This is a genomic window from Betaproteobacteria bacterium (genome assembly GCA_009693245.1).
Classification (GTDB): Bacteria; Pseudomonadota; Gammaproteobacteria; order Burkholderiales; family SHXO01; genus SHXO01.
The window spans coordinates 1-21,142 of the sequence record SHXO01000004.1 but is presented as its reverse complement, the minus strand read 5'-3'; the positions used below and the strand labels follow the sequence as shown (position 1 = coordinate 21,142).

Annotated in this window: 20 protein-coding genes and 3 tRNA genes; 2 read left to right on the top strand and 21 right to left on the bottom strand. The window is 59.3% G+C overall.

Annotated features, from left to right (window positions below):
* The 9 genes from EXR36_01115 to fdhD all read right to left on the bottom strand — a co-directional run bounded on the left by EXR36_01115 (position 1) and on the right by fdhD (position 10,736).
* Positions 1 to 1,734 carry a hypothetical protein gene (locus EXR36_01115; protein MSQ58278.1) on the bottom strand — a complete coding sequence of 578 codons (1,734 nt, stop codon included), beginning with the start codon at positions 1,732 to 1,734 and terminating at the stop codon, positions 1 to 3.
* Between the two features lie 22 nt (positions 1,735 to 1,756).
* Positions 1,757 to 2,875, bottom strand: coding sequence for a tetratricopeptide repeat protein (locus EXR36_01110; protein MSQ58277.1), 1,119 nt, complete (start codon positions 2,873 to 2,875; stop codon positions 1,757 to 1,759).
* A 182-nt stretch (positions 2,876 to 3,057) separates the two neighbouring features.
* The gene (locus tag EXR36_01105) at positions 3,058 to 4,650 is read right to left on the bottom strand and encodes an FAD-binding oxidoreductase (GenBank protein MSQ58276.1); all 1,593 of its coding nucleotides are present in this window, start codon (positions 4,648 to 4,650) and stop codon (positions 3,058 to 3,060) included.
* Positions 4,651 to 4,658: 8 nt separating this feature from the next.
* On the bottom strand, positions 4,659 to 5,096 hold the full coding sequence (locus EXR36_01100) for a DUF2147 domain-containing protein (GenBank protein MSQ58275.1): 438 nt from the start codon (positions 5,094 to 5,096) through the stop codon (positions 4,659 to 4,661).
* Positions 5,097 to 5,167: 71 nt separating this feature from the next.
* The gene (locus EXR36_01095; GenBank protein MSQ58274.1) at positions 5,168 to 5,566 is read right to left on the bottom strand and encodes a hypothetical protein; all 399 of its coding nucleotides are present in this window, start codon (positions 5,564 to 5,566) and stop codon (positions 5,168 to 5,170) included.
* A gap of 110 nt (positions 5,567 to 5,676) precedes the next feature.
* On the bottom strand, positions 5,677 to 7,146 hold the full coding sequence (locus tag EXR36_01090; GenBank protein MSQ58273.1) for a D-glutamate deacylase: 1,470 nt from the start codon (positions 7,144 to 7,146) through the stop codon (positions 5,677 to 5,679).
* Positions 7,109 to 8,698, bottom strand: coding sequence for a benzoylformate decarboxylase (locus EXR36_01085; protein ID MSQ58272.1), 1,590 nt, complete (start codon positions 8,696 to 8,698; stop codon positions 7,109 to 7,111). Before EXR36_01085 ends, EXR36_01090 begins: the two co-directional genes overlap by 38 nt.
* Positions 8,695 to 9,924 carry a dicarboxylate/amino acid:cation symporter gene (locus tag EXR36_01080; protein MSQ58271.1) on the bottom strand — a complete coding sequence of 410 codons (1,230 nt, stop codon included), beginning with the start codon at positions 9,922 to 9,924 and terminating at the stop codon, positions 8,695 to 8,697. The genes EXR36_01085 and EXR36_01080 overlap by 4 nt, the downstream gene beginning before the upstream one ends.
* Positions 9,921 to 10,736, bottom strand: a complete 816-nt coding sequence (fdhD, locus tag EXR36_01075; protein ID MSQ58270.1) for a formate dehydrogenase accessory sulfurtransferase FdhD — start codon at positions 10,734 to 10,736, stop codon at positions 9,921 to 9,923. The genes EXR36_01080 and fdhD overlap by 4 nt, the downstream gene beginning before the upstream one ends.
* Before the next feature lie 40 nt (positions 10,737 to 10,776).
* Between fdhD and EXR36_01070 the strand changes: the two genes are divergently transcribed.
* Entirely contained in the window at positions 10,777 to 11,208 is a 432-nt protein-coding gene (locus EXR36_01070) for a hypothetical protein (protein MSQ58269.1), read from the top strand.
* Between the two features lie 354 nt (positions 11,209 to 11,562).
* On the opposite strand, the gene EXR36_01065 is transcribed toward EXR36_01070, so the two are convergent.
* The 12 genes from EXR36_01065 to EXR36_01010 form a co-directional block, all read right to left on the bottom strand.
* Positions 11,563 to 11,976, bottom strand: coding sequence for a hypothetical protein (locus tag EXR36_01065; GenBank protein MSQ58268.1), 414 nt, complete (start codon positions 11,974 to 11,976; stop codon positions 11,563 to 11,565).
* 83 nt (positions 11,977 to 12,059) lie between these two features.
* Positions 12,060 to 13,370 (bottom strand): phenylacetate--CoA ligase, encoded by a 1,311-nt coding sequence (gene paaF, locus EXR36_01060; GenBank protein MSQ58267.1) that lies wholly within the window; start codon positions 13,368 to 13,370, stop codon positions 12,060 to 12,062.
* A 2-nt stretch (positions 13,371 to 13,372) separates the two neighbouring features.
* Positions 13,373 to 13,810 carry a hydroxyphenylacetyl-CoA thioesterase PaaI gene (paaI, locus tag EXR36_01055; protein ID MSQ58266.1) on the bottom strand — a complete coding sequence of 146 codons (438 nt, stop codon included), beginning with the start codon at positions 13,808 to 13,810 and terminating at the stop codon, positions 13,373 to 13,375.
* Positions 13,811 to 13,813: 3 nt separating this feature from the next.
* Positions 13,814 to 14,887, bottom strand: a complete 1,074-nt coding sequence (gene paaK, locus EXR36_01050; GenBank protein MSQ58265.1) for a phenylacetate-CoA oxygenase/reductase subunit PaaK — start codon at positions 14,885 to 14,887, stop codon at positions 13,814 to 13,816.
* 19 nt (positions 14,888 to 14,906) lie between these two features.
* A complete protein-coding gene (gene paaI, locus EXR36_01045) occupies positions 14,907 to 15,626 on the bottom strand; it encodes a phenylacetate-CoA oxygenase subunit PaaI (GenBank protein ID MSQ58264.1) in 720 nt (239 codons plus the stop codon).
* A gap of 35 nt (positions 15,627 to 15,661) precedes the next feature.
* Complete coding sequence (locus tag EXR36_01040) at positions 15,662 to 15,943, bottom strand: 1,2-phenylacetyl-CoA epoxidase subunit B (protein ID MSQ58263.1); 282 nt, start codon at positions 15,941 to 15,943, stop codon at positions 15,662 to 15,664.
* The gene (locus tag EXR36_01035) at positions 15,940 to 16,926 is read right to left on the bottom strand and encodes a 1,2-phenylacetyl-CoA epoxidase subunit A (protein MSQ58262.1); all 987 of its coding nucleotides are present in this window, start codon (positions 16,924 to 16,926) and stop codon (positions 15,940 to 15,942) included. Before EXR36_01035 ends, EXR36_01040 begins: the two co-directional genes overlap by 4 nt.
* Before the next feature lie 85 nt (positions 16,927 to 17,011).
* Complete coding sequence (gene htpX / locus EXR36_01030; protein MSQ58261.1) at positions 17,012 to 17,893, bottom strand: protease HtpX; 882 nt, start codon at positions 17,891 to 17,893, stop codon at positions 17,012 to 17,014.
* A gap of 55 nt (positions 17,894 to 17,948) precedes the next feature.
* The gene (locus EXR36_01025; GenBank protein MSQ58260.1) at positions 17,949 to 19,979 is read right to left on the bottom strand and encodes an ATP-binding cassette domain-containing protein; all 2,031 of its coding nucleotides are present in this window, start codon (positions 19,977 to 19,979) and stop codon (positions 17,949 to 17,951) included.
* A tRNA-His gene (locus EXR36_01020) sits at positions 19,952 to 20,028 on the bottom strand. Before EXR36_01020 ends, EXR36_01025 begins: the two co-directional genes overlap by 28 nt.
* Before the next feature lie 62 nt (positions 20,029 to 20,090).
* A tRNA-Arg gene (locus EXR36_01015) sits at positions 20,091 to 20,167 on the bottom strand.
* A gap of 23 nt (positions 20,168 to 20,190) precedes the next feature.
* Positions 20,191 to 20,267 (bottom strand) — tRNA-Pro (locus tag EXR36_01010).
* A 208-nt stretch (positions 20,268 to 20,475) separates the two neighbouring features.
* On the opposite strand from EXR36_01010, the gene dksA reads away from it, so the two are divergent.
* Positions 20,476 to 20,898 carry an RNA polymerase-binding protein DksA gene (gene dksA / locus EXR36_01005; protein ID MSQ58259.1) on the top strand — a complete coding sequence of 141 codons (423 nt, stop codon included), beginning with the start codon at positions 20,476 to 20,478 and terminating at the stop codon, positions 20,896 to 20,898.
* The last annotated feature ends 244 nt before the right edge of the window (positions 20,899 to 21,142 follow it).

Below are 21,142 nucleotides of genomic sequence, written 5' to 3'. Positions count from 1 at the left end.
CTAACGCACTTGTGTGCGCTCGAATATCACAATAGTCTGCCCCGACTCCTCATCGCGCCTTACCCGGGCCACGCTAGACGCTAACCAGGTCCTTGGATCTTTCTCCAACACCATACCCGTGGCCCCTTCCTCCGAATTCATCGCCGCGGGATCGGCCACCATCAGCTTCTGCTGCATCGCCATCAACTTCTCGGTGATCTGATTGATTTTCTGCATATCGCCAGCCTGAGCCGCCGCCATCATTTCTGTTTGCATGGTCATCATCGTTTGTTCAAAGCTCTTGGCATCCTGCCGCAGGTCACTCGCGTTAGCCATGATGTTCTTGCCCTTGGCCAAGCGCTCCACGACTTTATCCATTGGCTCCGGCGTAGTGAACATCACGCGGTCCGCGCTGATGCCATGGGGCCAGTGGCGCAAGCCTTGTAACGTTTCGACGCCAAAATATTCTGGCTTCGGATCAAGATCTGGTACGAGTCCGCCGCCAAGGCCGTTTCGGCCCGTGCCCCCTGGGCTCTTCCACCAGCGCTCGATCTCTTTCCAACGCGGATCGTCCGCGCTATGCAGCAATTTCCTGGCGGCTTCACGAACCGCTGGCGAGGGATGCTCCGCCGCCTGTAACGCGAACTCGATCTCCTCGGATGATTGGGCGTTGTACAACATTCCCATGGCAAGACGCTTCAACTGGGGCGATTGCGCATGGGCGGCCTCGAAAATGGCCCTCCGGTCCAAACCCACCTGGGGCTGCAATGCCGGCAATAGACTGACCAAACCTACTTCGATGCTCGCACCCAGGGCGCCGCATCCGTCCGCGCTTTCATCGGCGCACTCCGAATTCCAGCGGCCCAACAATTCCTCCATGTGAGAGGTATCGATTTCCACTCCCACGATGACATTGGCGCTCTCCTTTTTGCCCGCGCCCGCTTTCTTCTTGCTACCCTTTGCGCGATCCTTGGTAATTTTCGCTGCGTCCCTCTCCAGTTCCTTGGCACGCTTGGGCGTGGGAACGGCGCGTTCTCCCGTGGATCCTTCCCAATTGCATTCGTCAAGTGCGAGTTTCTTGGTGACTTGCCGCAAGTAATCGGCACCCGCCTTGTATGCGGCTGCGTCATTGCCGGCGAAAAAACTGGTGCTTTCCCACTTCTGCGTTTGCCCATTACCAACCAGCTCCGTGCATTTGTCTTGATGCACATTCTCGTGGATCCAGGGTGCGCGCACGAGCGCATCGCACTCGCTGGGTGGCTTATTGAGGTATTCCTTTTCGGTGATTGGTTTGGCCCAGCGCTCATTGTCCTTGGGAATTTTTCTCTTTGGCTTGCCATCGGGCCCCATGTTGGCCTCCGAATCCAGGACGACAGGTTCTCCGTTCTTGTTGATGGGCCGGCCCTTCTTGTCATATTGGTATTGCTTTATGCCGCACTTGTCGCTGCCAATGTCCGTGCCCAAGGCGGCGTTGGCGCCATCTTGAGATCCATTCCCTTGCTCTGCCTTATTGGGGTTGAACTTCTTATCCACTTCAACCTTCGCTTGGGTCTGTAAATCGGACGTTTGCTGGATACTCCTCGGCATATAGTCCGACCACTTCTTGAATAGATCGCGCAGAAACTCCTGGACGATGATCTCCTCCACTAAGGCCGGAAGGTCTTGGCAAGTGCATTTGCGCGGTTCGTCCAGTGAGAACGCCGGTGTAGTGACCAATGCTAAGACGAGAACAGCGCCACCCAGTATCTTATTCATATCTCACTCCTCCACAGAGCATTCACTTCACTATTTCCAGGACGCCGAGATTTCGAATCGCTCGCGCATTACCGGGGTCTAGTTTGAGCGCCGTTTCGAAAGCGTGCATTGCCGCGTTCGAATTATTCCGCCCCATGTAGGCCAATCCCAGGTTGTTCCACGCACGGGCCGATAACGGCGCCTCGGTGACCGCCTCGCGCCACAGGAGAACCTGATCGCCCCATACGATGGTGCGCCAACCGCAAACGGCCACTAGAAGAACTGCCGCTCCGCTCATCACCGTTCGGCAGCTTTTGGTGGAGCACCAAGCGCGCGAGCCCATCCCAAGGGCGATGCTCGGACCCACCCAAGCGAGGTAAAGAGAAGTCTCGCTGACCGAATCTGCCTTGGCGATGAAGGAATGCGCCGGCAGTAGTGCGATGACAGGCCAAAGCATTCCGAACATGAGCCAATGGCGTTTGCGCGAAGCCCAGCAAGCGACGCCAATCCAGGCCAGAATGAAGATCGCCCCCGCGCTCACGGCGTATGGCCCCAGACGCGCGGAATGCTCCGCGGCGAGCGACCACGGCCTCGCTAGCAGAGAAAGCGTCACGGGCAAGGCGGCGGCGTTATGCACGAGCGACTCCAAAGGTGTGCGCAAGTTCAGGGAGAACTCAAGCAGGCCCCGGTAACGAGGATTACTAAAGGCGGCGGCCAATAACGTAGCGGCAACCAGTGCGAAAGGTATGATGGACGTTAGCTCACTGCGCTTCGCCAGCCCTGCCCGTGATCGCGTGAAAACCCATAGCGCCAGCAAGGCTGGAAATATCAGGGCCATCTCTTTTGCGCAGCACGCAAAGGTGAATAGCAGCAGCGAGCACAAGAGATAGCGCTTCTTGCGCTCCACTTGATAGGTGCCGAACGCGAGGAGTGAACCTACCAGGAGCGATGTCATCATCCCCGCTGAACGCCCGCTCACGTAGGCCACCGTCATTCCGTGGGCTGGTTGCAACGCGAAGAGTATCGCGGCCCATGACGCCATGTCGGTTGCCGCCCCACACCCCACCGCCAGACGCCAAATGCCATAGGTCGTTACGAGATGCAGCAGCAAGTTCGTGAGTAACCATCCCCACGCCTTCCGGCCCCACAACGCATGGTCCAAGACATAACTTAGCCGGGTAAGCGGGCGAATGCCAATAGCGAGGCGCTCAAGTAGGGCACCACCACCCGCCGATCGCGTGATCGGTGAGGATGTTGGGAAAATCGTCGTACTGAAAACTGCCGAAAATAACACCACCCCAGGCGAACAAGATCGCTAGAACGGTAAGTGCCGGTGTTGCGAAGCTACGGGAGCGGATCGACCAGGACTCCAGGATTCATCATTCCAGAAGGATCCAGCGACTTCTTGGCCGCCCGCAATGCATCCGCGAACAGCGCGGGCCGCTGCTTATCATACCAGCGCCGGTGATCGCGCCCCACCGCGTGATGGTGGGTGATGGTGCCACCCAGGGCGTTCAACAAATCCGCCGTCGCGCTCTTGATGGCCCAGCACTGCTCCACCAATCGGCGTTTGTCGCCCAAGGCATGGTAGGTGAAATAGGGAGCCGGCCCATCGGGGTATACATGGGTGAAGCGGCAACTGACGATGCCTTTGCGGCCCGTCACCTCTTCAATGACGCGCTCGGTTTCCGCCATGATCTTGCGGTGAAACTCGGGGAACCGGTCCCAAGTGATAGCCGTCTCGAAGGTCTCGACGATGATGCCGCGCGCCGTGAGCGCCTCGCGAAAGTACGGCATGCGAAGAAAGGCGTCGCGCCATTGACCGGCGGCACCTTGGCGTTGCCCGCCCTCCCCCACGGTTTCAGCATGCTCGCCCGCGTGCTCTCGAACGATCTCCAACGCGCGCGCTAGATTGCTCTCCTGCGGCCGGTCGGCGGATTCGAAGTTCAGCACGATCACGCTGTGCGTCCCATCGCCCGCACCATTGACGTGGGCTTCCGTGGCATCGAGCAACCGTGTGTTGGCGGGATAGAGATGAGACTGGCTGATGGCGCGCACGCATTGCGCGGCTCGACGGAAGTCCTTGAAGCGAACACTCGTACCCGCGCGGTAAATGGGCCTGGGCCTCAATCGCATCCACGCTTCGGTGATGATGCCAAGCGTTCCTTCGGAACCAATGAACATCCGGTCTGGGCTAGGTCCTGCCCCCGAACCGGGCAAGCGAAAGGACTCGCACACGCCGCGCGGCGTGACCACGCGCAGGCTCTCCACGAATTCGTCGATGTGCGTGTAGAGCGTGGCGTAATGCCCGCCTCCACGGGTAGCGATCCAGCCGCCCAGAGTGGAATACTCGAAGGACTGCGGGAAATGTCTCAGCGTCAAGCCGCTGGGATTGAGTTGCGATTCCAGCGCGGGGCCGTAGGTCCCGCCTTGAATGCGCGCGGCGTGCGATTGGCGGTCGATTTCCAGCACGCGATTGAAGTGTTGCAGATCGATGGTCACCACGGGGCGATCGGTCTTGGGTGGCTCGACCCCCGCCACCACGCTGGAGCCCCCGCCCCATGGAATCACGACGGCATTATTCGAGTCGCACCAATCCAGCATGCCAGTCAGCTCAGCTTCCGTTCGAGGAAAAGCGATGACGTCCGGCGGATTGGAAAACTCCCGCGAGAATATGCGCGCGCTATCGAAGAAAGAGCGGCCGTAGCTGTGCAATAAGCGCTCGTACCGATCGGTGGAACACGCGGAACGCAAACTCTCGGGCGGCGATAAGCGCGAAGGCCGCAGGACGATCTCCTCGGCACGCGGCACGGGCGTCACCTCGAAGCCCCCCACCCCGAACTGTTTGGCGTAGGCTCCTTCGAGTTGGGCGATCTCCCCCGCACTCGCGCCGTCGCCCTCCAATCCCCAGCCCCAGAACTTGCGCTTAGCGGCCACTGAGGCTTCTACTCCTCGCGCAACCAGACCTGCGAACGGCCGATGAGAGAGACTCCGATGTAGCCTCGCACCTCCAGTTTCTTGCCTTGCTCGATGAGTTTGAGTTTGCAGCGGAAGATCTTGCCATTTTTGGGATCCATGATCTGTCCGCCGGCGTACTCGGTGTCGCTCTTCTTCTTGAGGCCCCACAGGATAGCCATGCCGATCACCGGTTTATCCTTGCGGTCGCCCTCGCACTTCTTGCACAGATGAGCGGGATCGTCACCGGGCCGGTCGATGATCTTTTCCACTACCCCTTGGAGTTCACCATTGACTTCGAAGACCCGTACGATAGAACGCTCTTTTCCCGTTTCATCGTCGATGGTGCGCCAAAGCCCCGTGGGGCTCTGTGCGGCGCTGGCCATCACGGACCATAGCATTCCCGCTGCCACAAGCCAATGTCTCATGGTGCCTCCTCCCCATTATTGGTGGAGGCATTTTAGATCACTGCACCGGCGCCGCACGGCGCGCGAAGTAACTAATAGCGGGTATCGTTTTCTTCCGCGGCCGCTTGGTACGTGGTCCAACCGGTTCGCCACCGGGAATTGCCACAATTTTCCGAGGCGCCATCCACGGCGGCTTGGCGCACACTGGACTCATAGCGGGGATCGGACACCATGGTGGGCAAGGCGCGTTTGCCGCGATCGTTCAGATGGGCGGCGAGAAATCGCAAGGAAAAGTGCTTGAAACGGGCCGAATCCTCCTCGCTTGCCCATCCGCATAGGGCAGCGGTGTCGGCCAGCCAATAGAGCTGCGTAATCTCCTGGGCGGCGGATTCGATTCGGTATTCGGGAGTGTCCTGCGCGGGCGCGGCCGCGGGGAGACACGTCAAGGCCGCGAAACCTAAGGCAAGGCCAAGGGAAAGAGAAGAGCGCATGAAAACCTCCTTGTGAGAGGACGGCCTGGACATAATTGCCTGGGCTTATTTCTCACTACGGCACTCTTCCCAATCCCTTGAGGCGGGATTTAACGTGCGCCAGTGCAGCGTTATTGGCGCACTGGCGCTCGCACGGCTTTGCCCGGCGTCGCGCTTTCCACAAGACGTCCTTCGCGTACCACGAACTCTCCGGACACCAGAACGTGGCGCATGCCTTCCGAATATTCGGCGGGCGACTCGAAGGTGGCATGATCGGTCAAGCGCTGCGCATCGAATACCACGATGTCGGCATCGGCGCCTATCTGCACGCGTCCCTTGCGCCGCATCCGCGGGGCGCGGCCCTCCAGCCGTTGCGCCGGCATCAAGGTCATCTTGCGCAGAACGTCCATCAGCGGTAACAGCCCCTGGTCCCTTGCATAGCGTCCCAAGGTGCGCGAGAAAGTGCCGGCCGAACGCGGATGGCTGCTTCGTCCCGTGACATCGAAGCCATCGCTGGCGATCATGGTTAGCGGATGAACGATGGCGGTGCGGATCACCTCCTCCGTGTTAGCGTGGATAAACACCAACCCGCCTTGCTTGCGGTAACGCAGAAAACTCTCTCGGGTCAAGCGCTCGCCGTTGAGCGCCCATTGCAATTTTCGGTACTCCGCCTCCGGCTTGTCCATCCAACTGTCGAACAGGAAGGATTCAATGCGCGTGGCACCCGCCGTATAGGGATAGCACTCCGTTGTGATGTCTATCCCGCGCTGGCGCGCATCGACAATGATGTCCAGCATGCGCGCGGTGGATTGCTGCCCGCTGCTATTGATATGCGCCACGTGCACCGGCGCGCCGCTGGTCGCGCTATGAGCGATGACTTCCAGCAATCCTTGCTCGCGATCGAAACTTCCCGCGCTCGACGCGCCGCGTATGTGCACGAACGCGGCGGCGTTGTAACGCGCCGCGAGACGAAACATTTCGAGAATTTCCCAGTGCGACGCAGCCGGGGTATAAGCCAGACCGAAACCCACGCCCACCGCACCGCGTTGCAGTCCCTTCTCGACGCGCTGCCGGATCAATGCCAATTCCTCGGCATCCGCCGGCTTGCGAGCGGCATCGCCTGACGGCAGGAAATCTCCGGAATCGCCCATCACGGCCATGCGGACCGGTGCATGGCCCACGGCCACGCCGTAGTGAATGGGCATCTTGCCTTCGCGCTCGCTGTACCAACGGTCCACGGCGTCCACACCCACTTCCAGTTCGAAGGTAGCAGTGACTCCATCCATGGCCTCGTAATAATTGCTCTTCGGATCGGTGCCATGCCAATGCAAATTGATGAACCCCGGCGCCACCACCAACCCCCGCGCATCCACCAAGACCTTTGCCGCCAGCGGTACCTCGCTGATGGCGGCAATGACGCCTTGCTTGATGCCGACATGCCTCACCGCATCGAGCCCCGTCTGCGGATCCATCACACGTCCGTGATTGATGGCGAGGTCGAATTCCTCCGCATGCGCCACCGCGGCCAGCAAAATCCCGGTCAGAATAATGGCACGCATGAGATCAGTAGAGCGGCTTGAAACCCGTGTCCAGATGGACATCGAGCAATACCGGCGAATTTCCCGCGAAGGCGCTACGCAACGCCGGTAGGACATCTTGCGCCCGGCTGACCACCCGGCCCTCGACGCCGAAGCCGCGTGCGATATCCACGAAATTCATTCCGCTCACGTCTTGCCCCGGAGCGCCTGAAATCCTCAAGGCATCGCTAAAAGCCTTGAGCGCGGCATAACCCCGGTTATTGAAGACGATGAACGTGATGGGCAGCTTCGCTTGCGCGGCATTCCACAACGCTTGGATGGAGTAAAGAGCAGAGCCATCGCCCACAAGGCAGATGACCCTTCGCGCGGGTTGCGCCAGCGACACACCGATGGCGCCCGGTAAGGCCCAACCCAATCCACCACTGCCCTCGGTGTAGAAACCGCCACTGCTTGTGATGGGCAAGTAGTCGTGCAAGGCATTACGGTGGCTCGGAGCTTCTTCCACCACGACTGCATCCGCCGGCATGACTTGCGCGATGGCGGCCATGAGGTATTCGCCCGGAATCGGATCCTTGGCCGGTGGCGCTGGGAGTCGCGTGCGGCCTTTGCCGGGTTGGCGCTGGCGGCGTGGCAGTTGTTCGATCAATTGCCTCAGGCCCACGCGCAGGGCGCACACGATGCTCGTCCCTACAGGGCTGCGCGCCGCTTGCTGGGGATCTTCCGTCAAGTGATAAAGCGTGGCGCCGGGCGGGATGTAGGGGCCTTCCGTATGCACGTGATAGGTAAAAACGGGAGCCCCGATCACCAGGATCGCACCGGCACCCTCCAATCGGCTGCGCAATTGGCTACGCACGGGCGGCAGAAACCCGGCGAACAAACGATGGTTCTCGGGAAAGCTGCAACGCGCAGACATCGGACTGGCCCATACGGGTGCCTCCAACCGCTCGGCCAGTTCGGTCGCCTCGTTCCATGCGCCGGCTTGATCCACCGCGGCTCCTAAGACGATCACGGGATTTTGGCTTTGGCCAAGATTCGCCGCCAGCTCGCGCAATGCCGCGGGACTGGGTGCCACTTCGTCGTTCACCGCCCGAATCTCCGGTAATGTGCATTCCACATCCCAATCGTCCTCGGGAACTGAAAGAAAAACCGGGCCCCGCGGGCGTTGCATGGCGGTGTGATAAGCCCGCACCAGGGCCTGCGGAACGTCTTGCGCGCGTGAAGGTTCAACGGACCATTTGACGTAGGGCTTGGGAAGTTCGGCCGCATCCGTGGAGAACAGAAAAGGCTCCGTCGGAAACATGGCGCGGGTTTGTTGCCCCGCCAGCACGATCACCGGAGATTGGTTGCGATAGGCGTTGAAGATACTCGCCATGGCGTGCCCTACTCCGGCGGCACTATGCAGGTTCACGAAGCTCGCGTTACGCGTCACTTGCGCGAAGGCATCGGCCATGGCCACGCAGCAGGACTCGTTCAAACCCAGCACATAGCGGAAGTCCTTGGGCCACTCCCTGAACATCTTGAGTTCGGTGGAACCGGGATTACCGAACACGGTGAGAATGCCGTAGGCACGCAGCAGGCGCATGGTGGCTTCGCGTACCGTCATGACTTGGCTCATGGAGAAGATTCCATTTTAGTTTTTCCGTCCAGGATACAGCTCACGTTGACATCGCCCATGACGTTGATCGTGGTGCGGCAGCGGTCTAGAAACCAATCCACCGCGAGCAGGATGGCGATGTATTCCACTGGCAATCCAACGGCCTTGAACACCAATGTCATGGTGACCAACCCCGCCTCTGGAATCCCTGCCGCACCAACGGACGCAACCATGCTGGTGAGCACGACCAGCGCTTGCTGCCCCAGACTCAATTCCAACCCTAGCATCTGGGCGATAAACAAAGCCGCCATGGCTTCGTATAGGGCGGTGCCGTCGTTATTGAAATTGGCACCCACCAAGGATCCCAGGCTCGCCGATTGTTCGCGCAGACCCACTTTGTCCTTCAGGCAGGCATAGGTCACTGGCATGGTAGCCGTGGAACTGGCGGTGGAAAACGCCATGACCAAGGCGTCTCGCATGCCCCCCATGACGTGGCGAGGCCGCGCCCAGGACTTCCATCTAATCCTTCCCAGATACCAGGCCGCTTGCAACAACAAGGCGATGAGCACCGCCAGCACGAAATACCCCAGCGCGGCGAAATCCGCGAATCCCTTGGTGCCCACGATGCTCGCGATGATGCCGAACACGCCCAGAGGTACGAGCTCGATGATCCAGTAGAGCACTCGCAACGCGGTTTGAAATCCAACCTCCACCAGATCGCTCACAGTCCGGATCGAATGGCCGCGCAACGGGCGCAGCGCAACACCCAGGGCGAGCGCGATCAGGATCACGCTGATGACTTTGCCATCGTCCGTAAAAGGCCCCAACAGGCTGCGTGGAATGTTGTCCAAGAATTGGTCCAACGGCGAGAGCGCCGCTTTGGCCCCGCCTGCGGCCTCGTGGGGGGCCAGCGAGCCATGAGTGCCGGGTTGCAGCACATTGGCAACCGTGAGCCCAATCGTGATGGCCACCGTTGTGTTGAGGGCCAGCAACCACACTAGTCTCAGTCCGCTGCCGCGTGCAAGCCGCGCTTGCATCAGTGCTCGCACAATAGCCAGTAGCACCAAGGGCGGTGCGATGGCCGAGAGCAAACGCAGAATGAGCTTGGCGGGTGTCGCGAAACTGGCCGCCGCTGGCCCTAGAGCGATGCCGGCCAATGCTCCTAACACCAGGGCGCCCGCGATGCGAAGATAAAGCGGCACCGAGGTCCACCATGCCAAGGCACCACCGGCCCGAAAGGAACTCACGAGTTTATACGTTGCGCATTCGCGTAGACGTTGAAGCACCCAGCCCGGGAAAATCCGATAAGCGTGACCCCCGTTTCTTGCGCCAGGCGAATGGCAAGAGCCGTGGGGGCGGAGATCGCGGCCAAAACGGCGATCCCCACGCTTGCCGCCTTTTGCACCATCTCGAAACTCGCCCGGCTGGTGATCAGGGCGAACCCGCGAGCGAAGTCCTGTTCTCTATTTGTCATCGCGCCGATCATTTTATCCAGCGCGTTGTGGCGGCCGACATCCTCGCGAACGCATTGCACTGTCCCGTCCCCGGCAGCCCAGGCGGCAGCGTGCACGGCACCCGTGCGGGCATTGAGCGTTTGGTATTGGGCTACCGACGAGAAGGCGGCGTTAACGGTATCCGCCGAAAGACGAGGTCCTGCCCCGACTGGCGCGGGATGCCGAATGGCCTGCTCGAAGGTTTCCGCTCCGCACAGCCCACAACCGGTTCGGCCCGCGAGATTGCGCCGTTGTTCCTCCAAGGGCAGATAGCGTAGGAGATCGATATCCATGCGGATCTCGATCCCGCCGCTTGCTGGCGTGGCCGCGACGGAGTACATCTGCGATTTGTTTTGAAGAATGCCCTCGCTCAGGCTGAAGCCCAAGGCGAACTCCTCCAGATCCGAAGGAGAGGTCATCATCACCACGTGAGGCAATCCGTTGTAGATGAGGGCGGCGGGAATTTCCTCCGCAACGGACTCCTCGCGTTCCACGAAGCGCCCAGACTCCCAGCGCTTGGCTGCGAAGACACTGTGGGTAGGAAGAAAGCGTTGGCTATCGTTCATCGGGCGCTCGGGAAAGAAAATCCGAGACGGATGCTATCACTTGCGCAAGGGCACGGTGCACGCCCTGGACGGCCGCGGGGTAAACTTCGCCGCCATCAATTACTGGATTGCAAGAATGCCTTACTCCTCTGGATTCTCCCGGTTGCCCATGGTCATTGGACTATTCGCTATGCTGGCAGGCGCACCTCTCGCTCACGCCGAGGAAGCGACCGTGGTCTGGGAGCGGGAAAGGTGCGAGTACGTGCTGATCAAAAAAGCCGATGGCTACGGGTTGATCATGCAGTTCAGCGCGGAGAGGCTCAAACCCGATGACGTGATCGAGAGCGAGTTTCAATTCTCGGTGAACTCGGGGAAGCAGTTCACCAATAAACGTACGGGCGAAACCGGAATGCTGCGGGGCGTGAACTTCGGCTTGACGCGCAGCCAAGCGCTGAAGTCTTTCCCGAAATCCTGCAAGGCGCCCGCCGAGTAGCTGTACCCAGGAGCGTTGCCGGAGCCCCACCCTCGGGCAGAGCTCCTATTACGGGTTAGGCGCTTTCGCTCGAAGTAGACGCCGAACCTGCGTTGGCCGCATCGTCCTTGGCGACATTCTTACTTCTGAAAGTGCCGTTGCGCCGGCCTTGGTAACACGCCTCGCACATCGGAGTTGTGCGTTTGTTGCCAGCCAAGCGGAACTTGCCTTCCTTGTAGCCGTTGCAATAGGGACAAAAACGACGTTCTGCTGGAGTTGTTGAGCTAGACAATTTGATCACCCTCTAAAGCCTGGGGTGGTATTTTCTCATATCTCCAGCCCGGTTGTCCCTACCTTGATGAGGGTTTGACAAACCTAGAGCCGGGACTCCCGCTCCATGGTGAGTGGGCCGGCCGGCGCGGGTACAGGGACCAGCTCCGTGGATTCCGAGCTCATACGCCCGACGCAGGCATTGAGGAAATCCGACTGGTGAATTTGCGGAGTACGCGGATCATCGAACACGTTCGCGGAGTGATGCACCAGGAAACGCTCGTCGTCCTCGTCTTGGGCGAACCACCGGTACTCGGGGGGAAACCCTTGGATTGCTCTGAGGTCGGCCTCCACCCGGCCCATGAAATCTTGCCGGGTCATGCCGTTGTCGCGTGACATGGCGGCGTGGAGGATAAACTCGCTGGCCTCCAAACACTCCTCGAAGGCTGGCGGGTGGGCGTGGGCCTTGAACAGTACCAAGCCCAGGGAAGCTGTGAGGATAGCTCTTGCGAACTCCATACTGACCTCCTTTCAACAGCGAGCCACAAGAGGGGTTCCGCAGCCCTTACAGAAGGTAACGGCCACTGGCACCGAGACTGAAGCTAAAGTCTCTTATCCACGACCCGCCTGGCTTTTCCCGCCGAGCGCTCCACCTGTCCTGGAGGAAGTAAACGCACCTCGGTGCTTACACCGGCGTAGCTCTTGATGTGCTGTTGCAGCATTCGCGCGGCTTGGTCCTGGGCCTGGGCGCCCGAGGCATGAAGGGTCGCTTGCATCTCCACGATGACCATCAGGGCATCCAGATGCCCCTCTCGGGTAACCTCAAGCTGGTAATGCGGGGCGAGTTCCGGCTGCTTGAGGATGAGTTCCTCGATCTGCGTGGGGAAGATATTCACCCCCCGGATGATCAGCATGTCGTCGGAGCGGCCGGTGATCTTGCCGATGCGCCGCATGGAGCGCGCCGTGGGCGGCAACAAGCGCGTCAAGTCGCGCGTCCGGTAACGAATGACCGGCAGGGCCTCCTTGGTGAGGGAGGTGATCACGAGTTCGCCTTCTTGGCCATCGGGCAGCACCGCACCAGTGGCGGGATCGATGACCTCGGGATAGAAATGATCCTCCCAGATGACCGGGCCGTCCTTGGATTCGATGCATTCGTTGGCCACGCCCGGGCCCAGCACCTCGGAGAGGCCAAAGATATCCACGGCATCGAGGCCTGCGCGCGATTCGATTTCGGTGCGCATGGCCTCCGTCCAGGGTTCCGCCCCGAAAATGCCAACCTTGAGAGAACACTGCTCGGGATTCAGACCCTGCTTCACGAATTCCTCGATGATGTTCAGCATGTATGAGGGAGTGACCATGATGATATCGGGCTCGAAATCCTGGATGAGCTGAACTTGCCGCTCCGTCATTCCCCCCGATACGGGAATTACCGTGCACCCCAGGCGTTCCGCGCCGTAGTGCGCCCCTAAGCCGCCGGTGAACAGGCCGTAACCGTAAGCCACGTGGACGATGTCTCCTGCCCTCCCCCCGGCCGCGCGAATGGAGCGAGCCATGAGGTGGGCCCAGGTATCGATGTCCTTCGCCGTATATCCGACGACAGTGGGTTTGCCCGTCGTGCCACTCGATGCATGCACCCGCACCACCTGCTCCCGGGGCACGGCGAACATGCCGAAAGGGTAGTTATCGCGGAAGTCCTTCTTCATGGTGAAGGGGAAGTGGGCGATATCGGCCAAGGTACGCAGATCCTCCGGTCGCACCTTTGCCGCATCGAAAGCGCTCCGGTAGTGTGGCGAATTGGTATAGGCGTGTTGCAACGTCCAGTGCAGGCGGCGTAGCTGCAAGGACTCTATCTCATCGCGGCTCGCCCGTTCGATGGATTCCAGATCCCCTGCCTTCGGGTATCCAACCGGCATGTTCAGGTCCCCTCCGTTGCCGCAATGACCTCCCCCATAATGCGGTAGGAGCGCCCGCGAAATACCGCCACCTTCTCTCCGCGCTGGTTGGTCACGCACACGTCATAGACTCCAGTGCGGCCCGCCAGCGATTGTTCCCGAGCCTCGGCCACCAGTTCATCACCCTCCCTACCAGGCGCCAGGAAGTCCACGCACGCACCCGAAGCCACGGTGTTTGCGTTGTAGCTGTTGCAAGCAAAAGCAAAGGCGCTATCTGCCAAGGTAAAGATAAAACCACCATGACACACCTGGTGGCCATTTAGCATCGCCGCGGTGACCACAAAACTCATGCGAGCATAACCGGCGCGCACTTCCAAGATACGCATGCCAAGACTTTGAGATGCGCGATCTCGCGCGTACATAGAACGCGCGACCGCTTGCGCCAATTCGTTGGGATTCATGGGTTAGGCGTGTTGGTCGTAGTCGATGGTCAGGCGTTCGCTTACCGCATAGCTCTGGCAAGCCAGGCGAAACCCGCGTGCGATCTCGTAGTCTTCCAGGGAAAAATTGGAATCCATGTCCACTTCTCCTTCCACCACCTTGCAGCGGCAAGTGGAACATATTCCACCTTGGCAAGACCAGGGAAGTTCGATGCCTTGCGCCAAAGCGGCTCGCAGAACCGTCTGGGTTCCGCGCGCCATGCGGAATTCGCGCGAACGGCCGTCTTGTATGACGGTCACCGTGCATTCCCCATTGTGAGGACCCTCGGGCTTTGCAATGCGGCGGCTCACTGGAGCGCTTTCCACGAAAAACAATTCTCGGTGAATGCGCCCCGCGTCCACGCCCGCCTCAGCCAGGGCAGTACTGGCATCATCCATCATGGATTGCGGCCCGCATAGGTACACCGCGTCCACGTCATTCACGCCGATCCAGCGCGAGAGTAGCGCCCGGCATTTAGGCAGGTCGATACGTCCATTGAATATGTCCACATCCTGGTGTTCGCGCGAGAGGATGTGGACCAGCGAGAACCGCGTTAGATAGCTATTCTTCATGTCCTCCAAAGCTTCGCGGAACATCACCGAATGCGCGGCTCGGTTGCCATACACCAAGGTGAAGCGGCTTGTTGGTTCCTCTCGCAGCGTAGTCTTGATGATGGACAGGATGGGAGTGACGCCACTTCCAGCCGCGATGGCGAGATAATTCCCTCCCGGCACCGTCTTCACGCGCACGAATCGCCCGGCTGGTGTCATGACGTCCAAGCGCTCGCCCGCATGCAAATGATCGTTGGCCCAGACCGAGAATTTGCCTTGTGCCACGCGCTTGATGGCCACGGTCATCGTGTCCTCCTCAGGCACTGAGCAGATGGAATAGTTGCGCCGAAGTTCCTCCCCACCAAGTTCCCTGCGTAGCGTCAGGTATTGGCCAGGCTCAAAGAGAAATTGTTCTCGCAAGAATTTCGGCACCGTGAAGCTCACGGCGACGGCATCGCGCGTTTCATTTTGCACCGAGGCCACTTGCAAGGAATAAAACCCACTCATCGCCGGTCTCTACCCGTCCCTACCACTTCGCGCCAGGGTAAGCCCTGGGCAGAAACTGCATCTCAGCCAGCAGATAACCTAGCCTTTCGCTGTGCACTCCGCGCCGTCCGCCACTTCGCATTCCCGCAGCTTGCGGCAGGCGTAGCGTCCCTTCATTCAACGCCTCGGAGACTTGCTTGAGCCACGGCGCGTGCAACGCACGCACGTCCCCGATGGTCTTATTTTCAACGAGCGCCTCATCATCTTCATCCACTTCGAATAATTCCCCGGTGTAAATCCAAAATTCATCCAGCGCCTGTTGCATTCGGCGGTGGCTCTCGGCCGTACCATCGCCCAACCGAATCACCAGATCACGTGACCGCCTGGCATGAAAAACCACTTCCGTGTGGGCTTGGCGCGCCATGGCGGCCACACGCTCATCGCTGGAATTCTTGAGCTCCGCCAATTGCAGTTGATGCCAAAAATCGAAATAGAATTGGCGCGCTATGGTATCCGCGTAGTTGCCATTGTCTTGTTCCACGAGCAGGAAGTTTCGGTACTCGTGCGTATCGCGTTGGAAGGCAAAGTCGTCTTCGTCGCGGCCCTTGCCCTCCAGTTCTCCTGCATAGGCCAACCAGCGGCGGGCCTGCCCAAGGAGGTCCAGGGCCGTGTTGGCAAGCGCCAGATCTTCCTCGAGCACTGGCGCGTGACCACACCACTGCGAAAGCCGGTGTCCGAGAATGAGCATGCAATCGCCCATATGGAGGGCAAACCCCGCCTTCGCGGGTTGGGCAATCACAGCCCCTTCACCTCTTTAGGCATGGGAAAGAATGCCGGATGCCGGTAAACCTTGTCGCGGGCAGGTTCGAACAATGCCTCTTTTTCGCCTGCGGTGCTCGCCGTAATGTCCGCGGCCTTCACCACCCAGATGCTGAGTCCCTCGTTGCGCCGGGTGTATACGTCGCGCGCGTGGGCAAGGGCCATCTGCGCATCGGACGCATGCAAACTACCGACGTGCTTGTGCGATAGCCCGTGCTGGCTACGGATAAAAACTTCCCATAGGGGCAATTCGCTCATGCGATCTCCCGCTTGCCATGTTTTTCGCCATAGGCCGCCAACCCTTCGCGAAACCATTCGCCCTCTTCCCACGCCTTGACTCGCGCCCGCAGGCGATCGCGATTACAGGGTCCATTGCCCCTAATGACGTTGTAGAAGTCTTCCCAATCGATCTGACCGTAATCGTAGTGCCCTCGCGCTTCGTTCCATTTGAGACCGGGGTCCGGGATGGTCAATCCTAAATGCCCGGCCTGTGGTACGGTTTGGTCTATGAAGCGCTGGCGTAGCTCGTCATTGGAGAAGCGCTTGATCCCCCATTGCATGGATTGCGCGCTGTTGGGGGAATCGGTATCGGGCGGGCCGTGCATGGCCAGGGAGGGCCACCACCAGCGATTAAGCGCATCTTGCGCCATTTGTTTTTGCGCCGGTGTGCCACGGCAAAGAGCCAACATGATGTCGTAGCCTTGGCGCAAGTGAAAGGCCTCTTCCTTGCAAATGCGCACCATCGCCCGCGCATAGGGCCCGTAGGAGCAGCGGCACAGGGGAATTTGGTTGATGATGGCCGAGCCGTCGACCAACCAGCCGATGGCACCTATATCTGCCCAACTGGTAGCCGGGTAATTAAAGATGCTCGAATACTTTGCCTTGCCGCTGTGCAAGCCGGCCATCATCTGATCGCGCGAGACGCCCAGCGTCTCCGCCGCGCTGTACAAATACAACCCGTGGCCGCCCTCGTCTTGGACTTTGGCCAACAAGGTCACTTTGCGTTGAAGGGTGGGCGCGCGCGTGATCCAGTTGCCCTCGGGGAGCATGCCCACCACTTCGGAGTGAGCATGCTGGGAAATCTGCCGGATCAATGTCTTTCGGTAAGCATCGGGCATCCAATCATTGGGTTCGATCTTGATATCCGCGCCGATCCGCGCTTGAAAGGCGCGCTCCTCCGCCGCCATCTCATCCGCGGTTCTTAGCTTCTCGGCACCCGACTCAACCAGTTGTGCGTACATGGGGATCCCTCTGGATAAACCGCTCGCCTTATATTACGGCACTCCTGTTCGCGGCCTCCATGGTTCCCGGCGCCAGCCGCGCGCGCTATGCTGCTGCTTTTAGTGCCGCGATGCGCTCTTCCAGGGGAGGGTGAGACATGAGAAGGCGGCCGAGAGAGGAGCTTTTTGCCCCGGAAATCCCGAAGGCCTGTATCTGGGAGGGAAGCGGTACGGGTTCGTGGACGGCTTGTAACCGCTGCAATGCCGCGATCATTTTGTGTCGCGTGGAAAGGCTGGCGCCCCCCTTATCGGCGCGAAACTCACGCATGCGGCTAAACCACATCACGATGATGGAAGCCAGAACTCCCAGAACAAGTTCGGCGACGATGGTGGTGACCCAATAGCCCATGCCACGGCCTTCGTTATTGCGAAAAACGGCGCGGTCAACGATGTTCCCAATGACTCGCGCGAGGAAAAAGACGAATGTATTGACCACACCTTGAATGAGGGTGAGCGTCACCATATCGCCGTTGGCTACGTGGCTGACTTCGTGGCCCAGAACGGCTTCGGCTTCCTCGCGCGTCATGTTACTGAGCAAACCCGCACTCACGGCAACCAGGGCGTTGTTTCGATTCATGCCGGTGGCGAACGCGTTCACGGTAGGAGAATCGAAGATGGCCACTTCGGGCATACCGATACCCGCTTGTTGGGCCTGGCGGCGTACCGTTTCCAATAACCACTGTTCGGCGGCGTTTCGCGGACTCTCGATGACTTGGGCTCCAGTGGACCGTTTGGCGATCCACTTGGACATCGCCAAAGAGATGAAGGACCCGCCGAATCCCATAACGGCGGCCATTACCAGCAACCCACCCATGTCGCCACCGCTGCGTGCCAGCATCTGGTCAATGCCCAGAATGCGCATGGAGATGCTCAGTACCACCAAGATGGCGAGGTTAGTCAGGAGAAAAAGGACGATTCGATTAAACAAGGCCGGCTCCTCTGTAATGTGTCAGCACCTTAGTGATACTCGCGCGCATTAAGTTTCATTGAAGTGAACTCCATGACTCTTCAGCAAGGGCCTCCAATTCGGCCTGAGCCGCCAGCCACGCCTCCTCCGCCGATTGCAATTCCTTGTTGGTACTCGGCTGTTCCTTCAGGAGGTCTTGTAGTTCTAGACGCCTCTTGGCGTCGTACATGCCGGGTTCCTTCAGACGCTTTTCCACCCCATCGCGAAGAAGATGGAGGCGTTCGAGGTTTTGCTCGATGGCCTTTAGGCGTTGCACCAGGGGGCGGCGGCGCTGCGCCACACGCTCACGTTCTTGGGCCTCCAACCGGCGTTGGGCCTTTCGATCCGAGCTATTTGGCGGCGTTTTGCCCGTACTCTTGCCATTAGTGGCGCTCGCCTCCCGCCTTTCCGTATCCAACCAGACGCGGTAATCGTCCAAGTCTCCGGGAAAGGGCGCGACCGTTTCGTCCGCAATGAGCAGAAACTCATCCGCCGTAGTCCGTAGCAAATGCCGGTCGTGGGATACCACGACCAACGCTCCTTCATACTCCTGGAGGGCTCCCACCAGGGCTTGGCGCATTTCGATATCCAAATGGTTCGTGGGTTCGTCCAGCAACAGCAAATTGGGGCGGCGCCACACGATACTAGCCAAGACCAAACGAGCACGCTCCCCTCCGGAGAAATATTGCACGCGTTGCTCCACCATGTCTCCCGGGAAGCCAAATCCTCCGAGAAAGTCCCGCAAATGCTGCTCTCGGGCGCCACGATCCAAGCGGCGAAGATGAGAGAGTGCGGTATCAGCCGGATCCAACTGTTCTAATTGGTGTTGGGCAAAGTAGCCAGTTCGGCAAGCGGCCGACCAATCGCTGTGGCCGCCACGCGGGAGGATTTCTTGTGCAATGAGTTTGATCAAACTCGACTTCCCTGCTCCATTACGGCCAAGCAGCCCAATGCGCGCACCAGGACGCAAGACCAACTGAATATTTTTAAGTACGTCTCTATCGCCATAACCCGCCCGCACTTCTTCGATACGCACCAGCACGCCGGGCATGGCACTGGCGGCCGGGAAATGAAAATCGAACGGTGAATCCACATGGGCCGCGGCGATTATCTCCATGCGGTCCAGGGCCTTGAGACGGCTTTGCGCTTGTTTGGCTTTCGTGGCCTGGGCTCGAAACCGGTCCACGAACTGCTGCAAATGGGCGATCTGGCGTTGCTGCTTGGCGAAGGCCGCCTGTTGTTGAGCCAAGTGCTCTGCACGCCAGCGCTCAAAGGCAGAGTAATTTCCCCGCACCTGCTGGATGACTTGATTCTCGATATGGCATATGGCGCCGACCGTGTTATCCAGAAAATCCCGGTCGTGAGAAATCAGAATCATCGTTCCCTGGTAGGCAAGCAGCCATTGCTCGATCCAAAGAATGGCATCGAGATTCAGGTGGTTGGTAGGCTCATCCAAGAGCAGCAAATCCGAACGGCACAGAAGCGCCTGCGCCAGGTTGAGCCTCATTCGCCAGCCACCGGAAAAGGAACGCACCGGATTTTCCAACTGCGCGTCCTCGAATCCTAGGCCAGAGAGAATTCGCGCCGCGCGGCTGCGTGCTCCGTAGCCATCCATGGCGCGAAAGCTCTCATGCAGATCCCCGATGGCGTGGTCATCATGCTCGGGCGCGGCGATTTTCGCCTCAAGCTCGCGAAACTCGCGATCACCGTCAAGAACGTATTCGATGGCAGGCATATCCAGGGCGGGCGTCTCTTGCGCCACATGTGCAATCACCCAACTCTTGGGAATGTCCACGCCGCCAGAATCGGGCTGCAACTCCCCACGCAACAGGGCAAACAACGAGGTCTTTCCCGATCCATTGGCGCCCGTCAGCCCAATCTTGTGCCCTGGATATATGGATAAATCGGCATCTCGGAAGAGCAACTTCGCTCCACGCCGCAGAGCGACCTTACGCAGCGTTATCAACCCGCCATTCTCCCGTGCAAGATAAGATATGAAGACGGACAATCCGGACTCGCGCTCCCGCGAGCGCCGAAAGATGGGGTGGCTGATGGGGCTCGAACCCACGACCCTCGGAATCACAATCCGATGCTCTAACCAACTGAGCTACAGCCACCACTTTATTACTCCTACCAGCCATGACGTTGCGCCATCCGCCATGTTCGCCGCCTTCGAATTTGGCCTGCCCGACAGGAATCGAACCTGTAACCCTCAGCTTAGAAGGCTGATGCTCTATCCGGTTGAGCTACGGGCAGAATCACCAACGGAATCCACGGGCTGGTCGGGGTGAGAGGATTCGAACCTCCGACATCCTGCTCCCAAAGCAGGCACGCTACCAGACTGCGTCACACCCCGAAGGGGCGTAACTATACCGTTTCGGCCAATTCCCGGTCAATGAATGATGGAAGTACTTGATGAGGCAGGAGCGGAGTAAAAGTTCCTTGCAGTGCCTGGGGATTTTTGTTAATAAGCCCCCTTTTCTCGCAACGCCCTGCTGCCCTTTTAATTTAAGCAACGTTTCTCCTATAAAAGTTTCTCCTATAAAATCGAATCGTCTCCAGAAATGGCCGCTGAACCTCGCACACGATTCAAGCCCTACTCTCCCAAAAAGGGGGAGGATTACATGAACCCCAAACAGCTCGATCACTTTCGCAAGATACTGCTCGCGCTAAAAGGCGAGCTCAGCGAAGGAATCGACCGCACGGTGCACACCATGCAGGATGAGGCGACCATTTTCGCCGATCCGAATGATCGCGCCAGCCAGGAATCCGATATGGCGCTCGAACTACGCAACCGGGACCGAGAACGCAAGCTCATCAAGAAGATCGAAGAGACCATGACGCGCATTGACGCCGAGGAATACGGATACTGCGATAGCTGCGGAATTGAAATTGGGTTGAAGCGGCTGGAGGCCCGTCCTACCGCCACATTGTGCATTGACTGCAAAACCCTTGACGAACTTCGCGAAAAGCAAGTTGCTAAGTAGTCGCGATTTCGTCGTCTCTCCAGGCAGTCTCTAGCCTTTAAGGTCCTCACTCAACGCTGGCGGGAGGTTTCGCTCCCGCCCAGCTGCGTTGTCCCGCTTGCCAAATCGCAGCGATGAACCACGCGAGCGATATCCCATCTTTCAATTGCCCATGGCAAGAGAGGGCTTCGGATTTTCGGACACGCGGATAATTGATAGCCTTGCTTCCAACCAAGAGGAGCAAGACCATGAGCAAGAGAAGGCC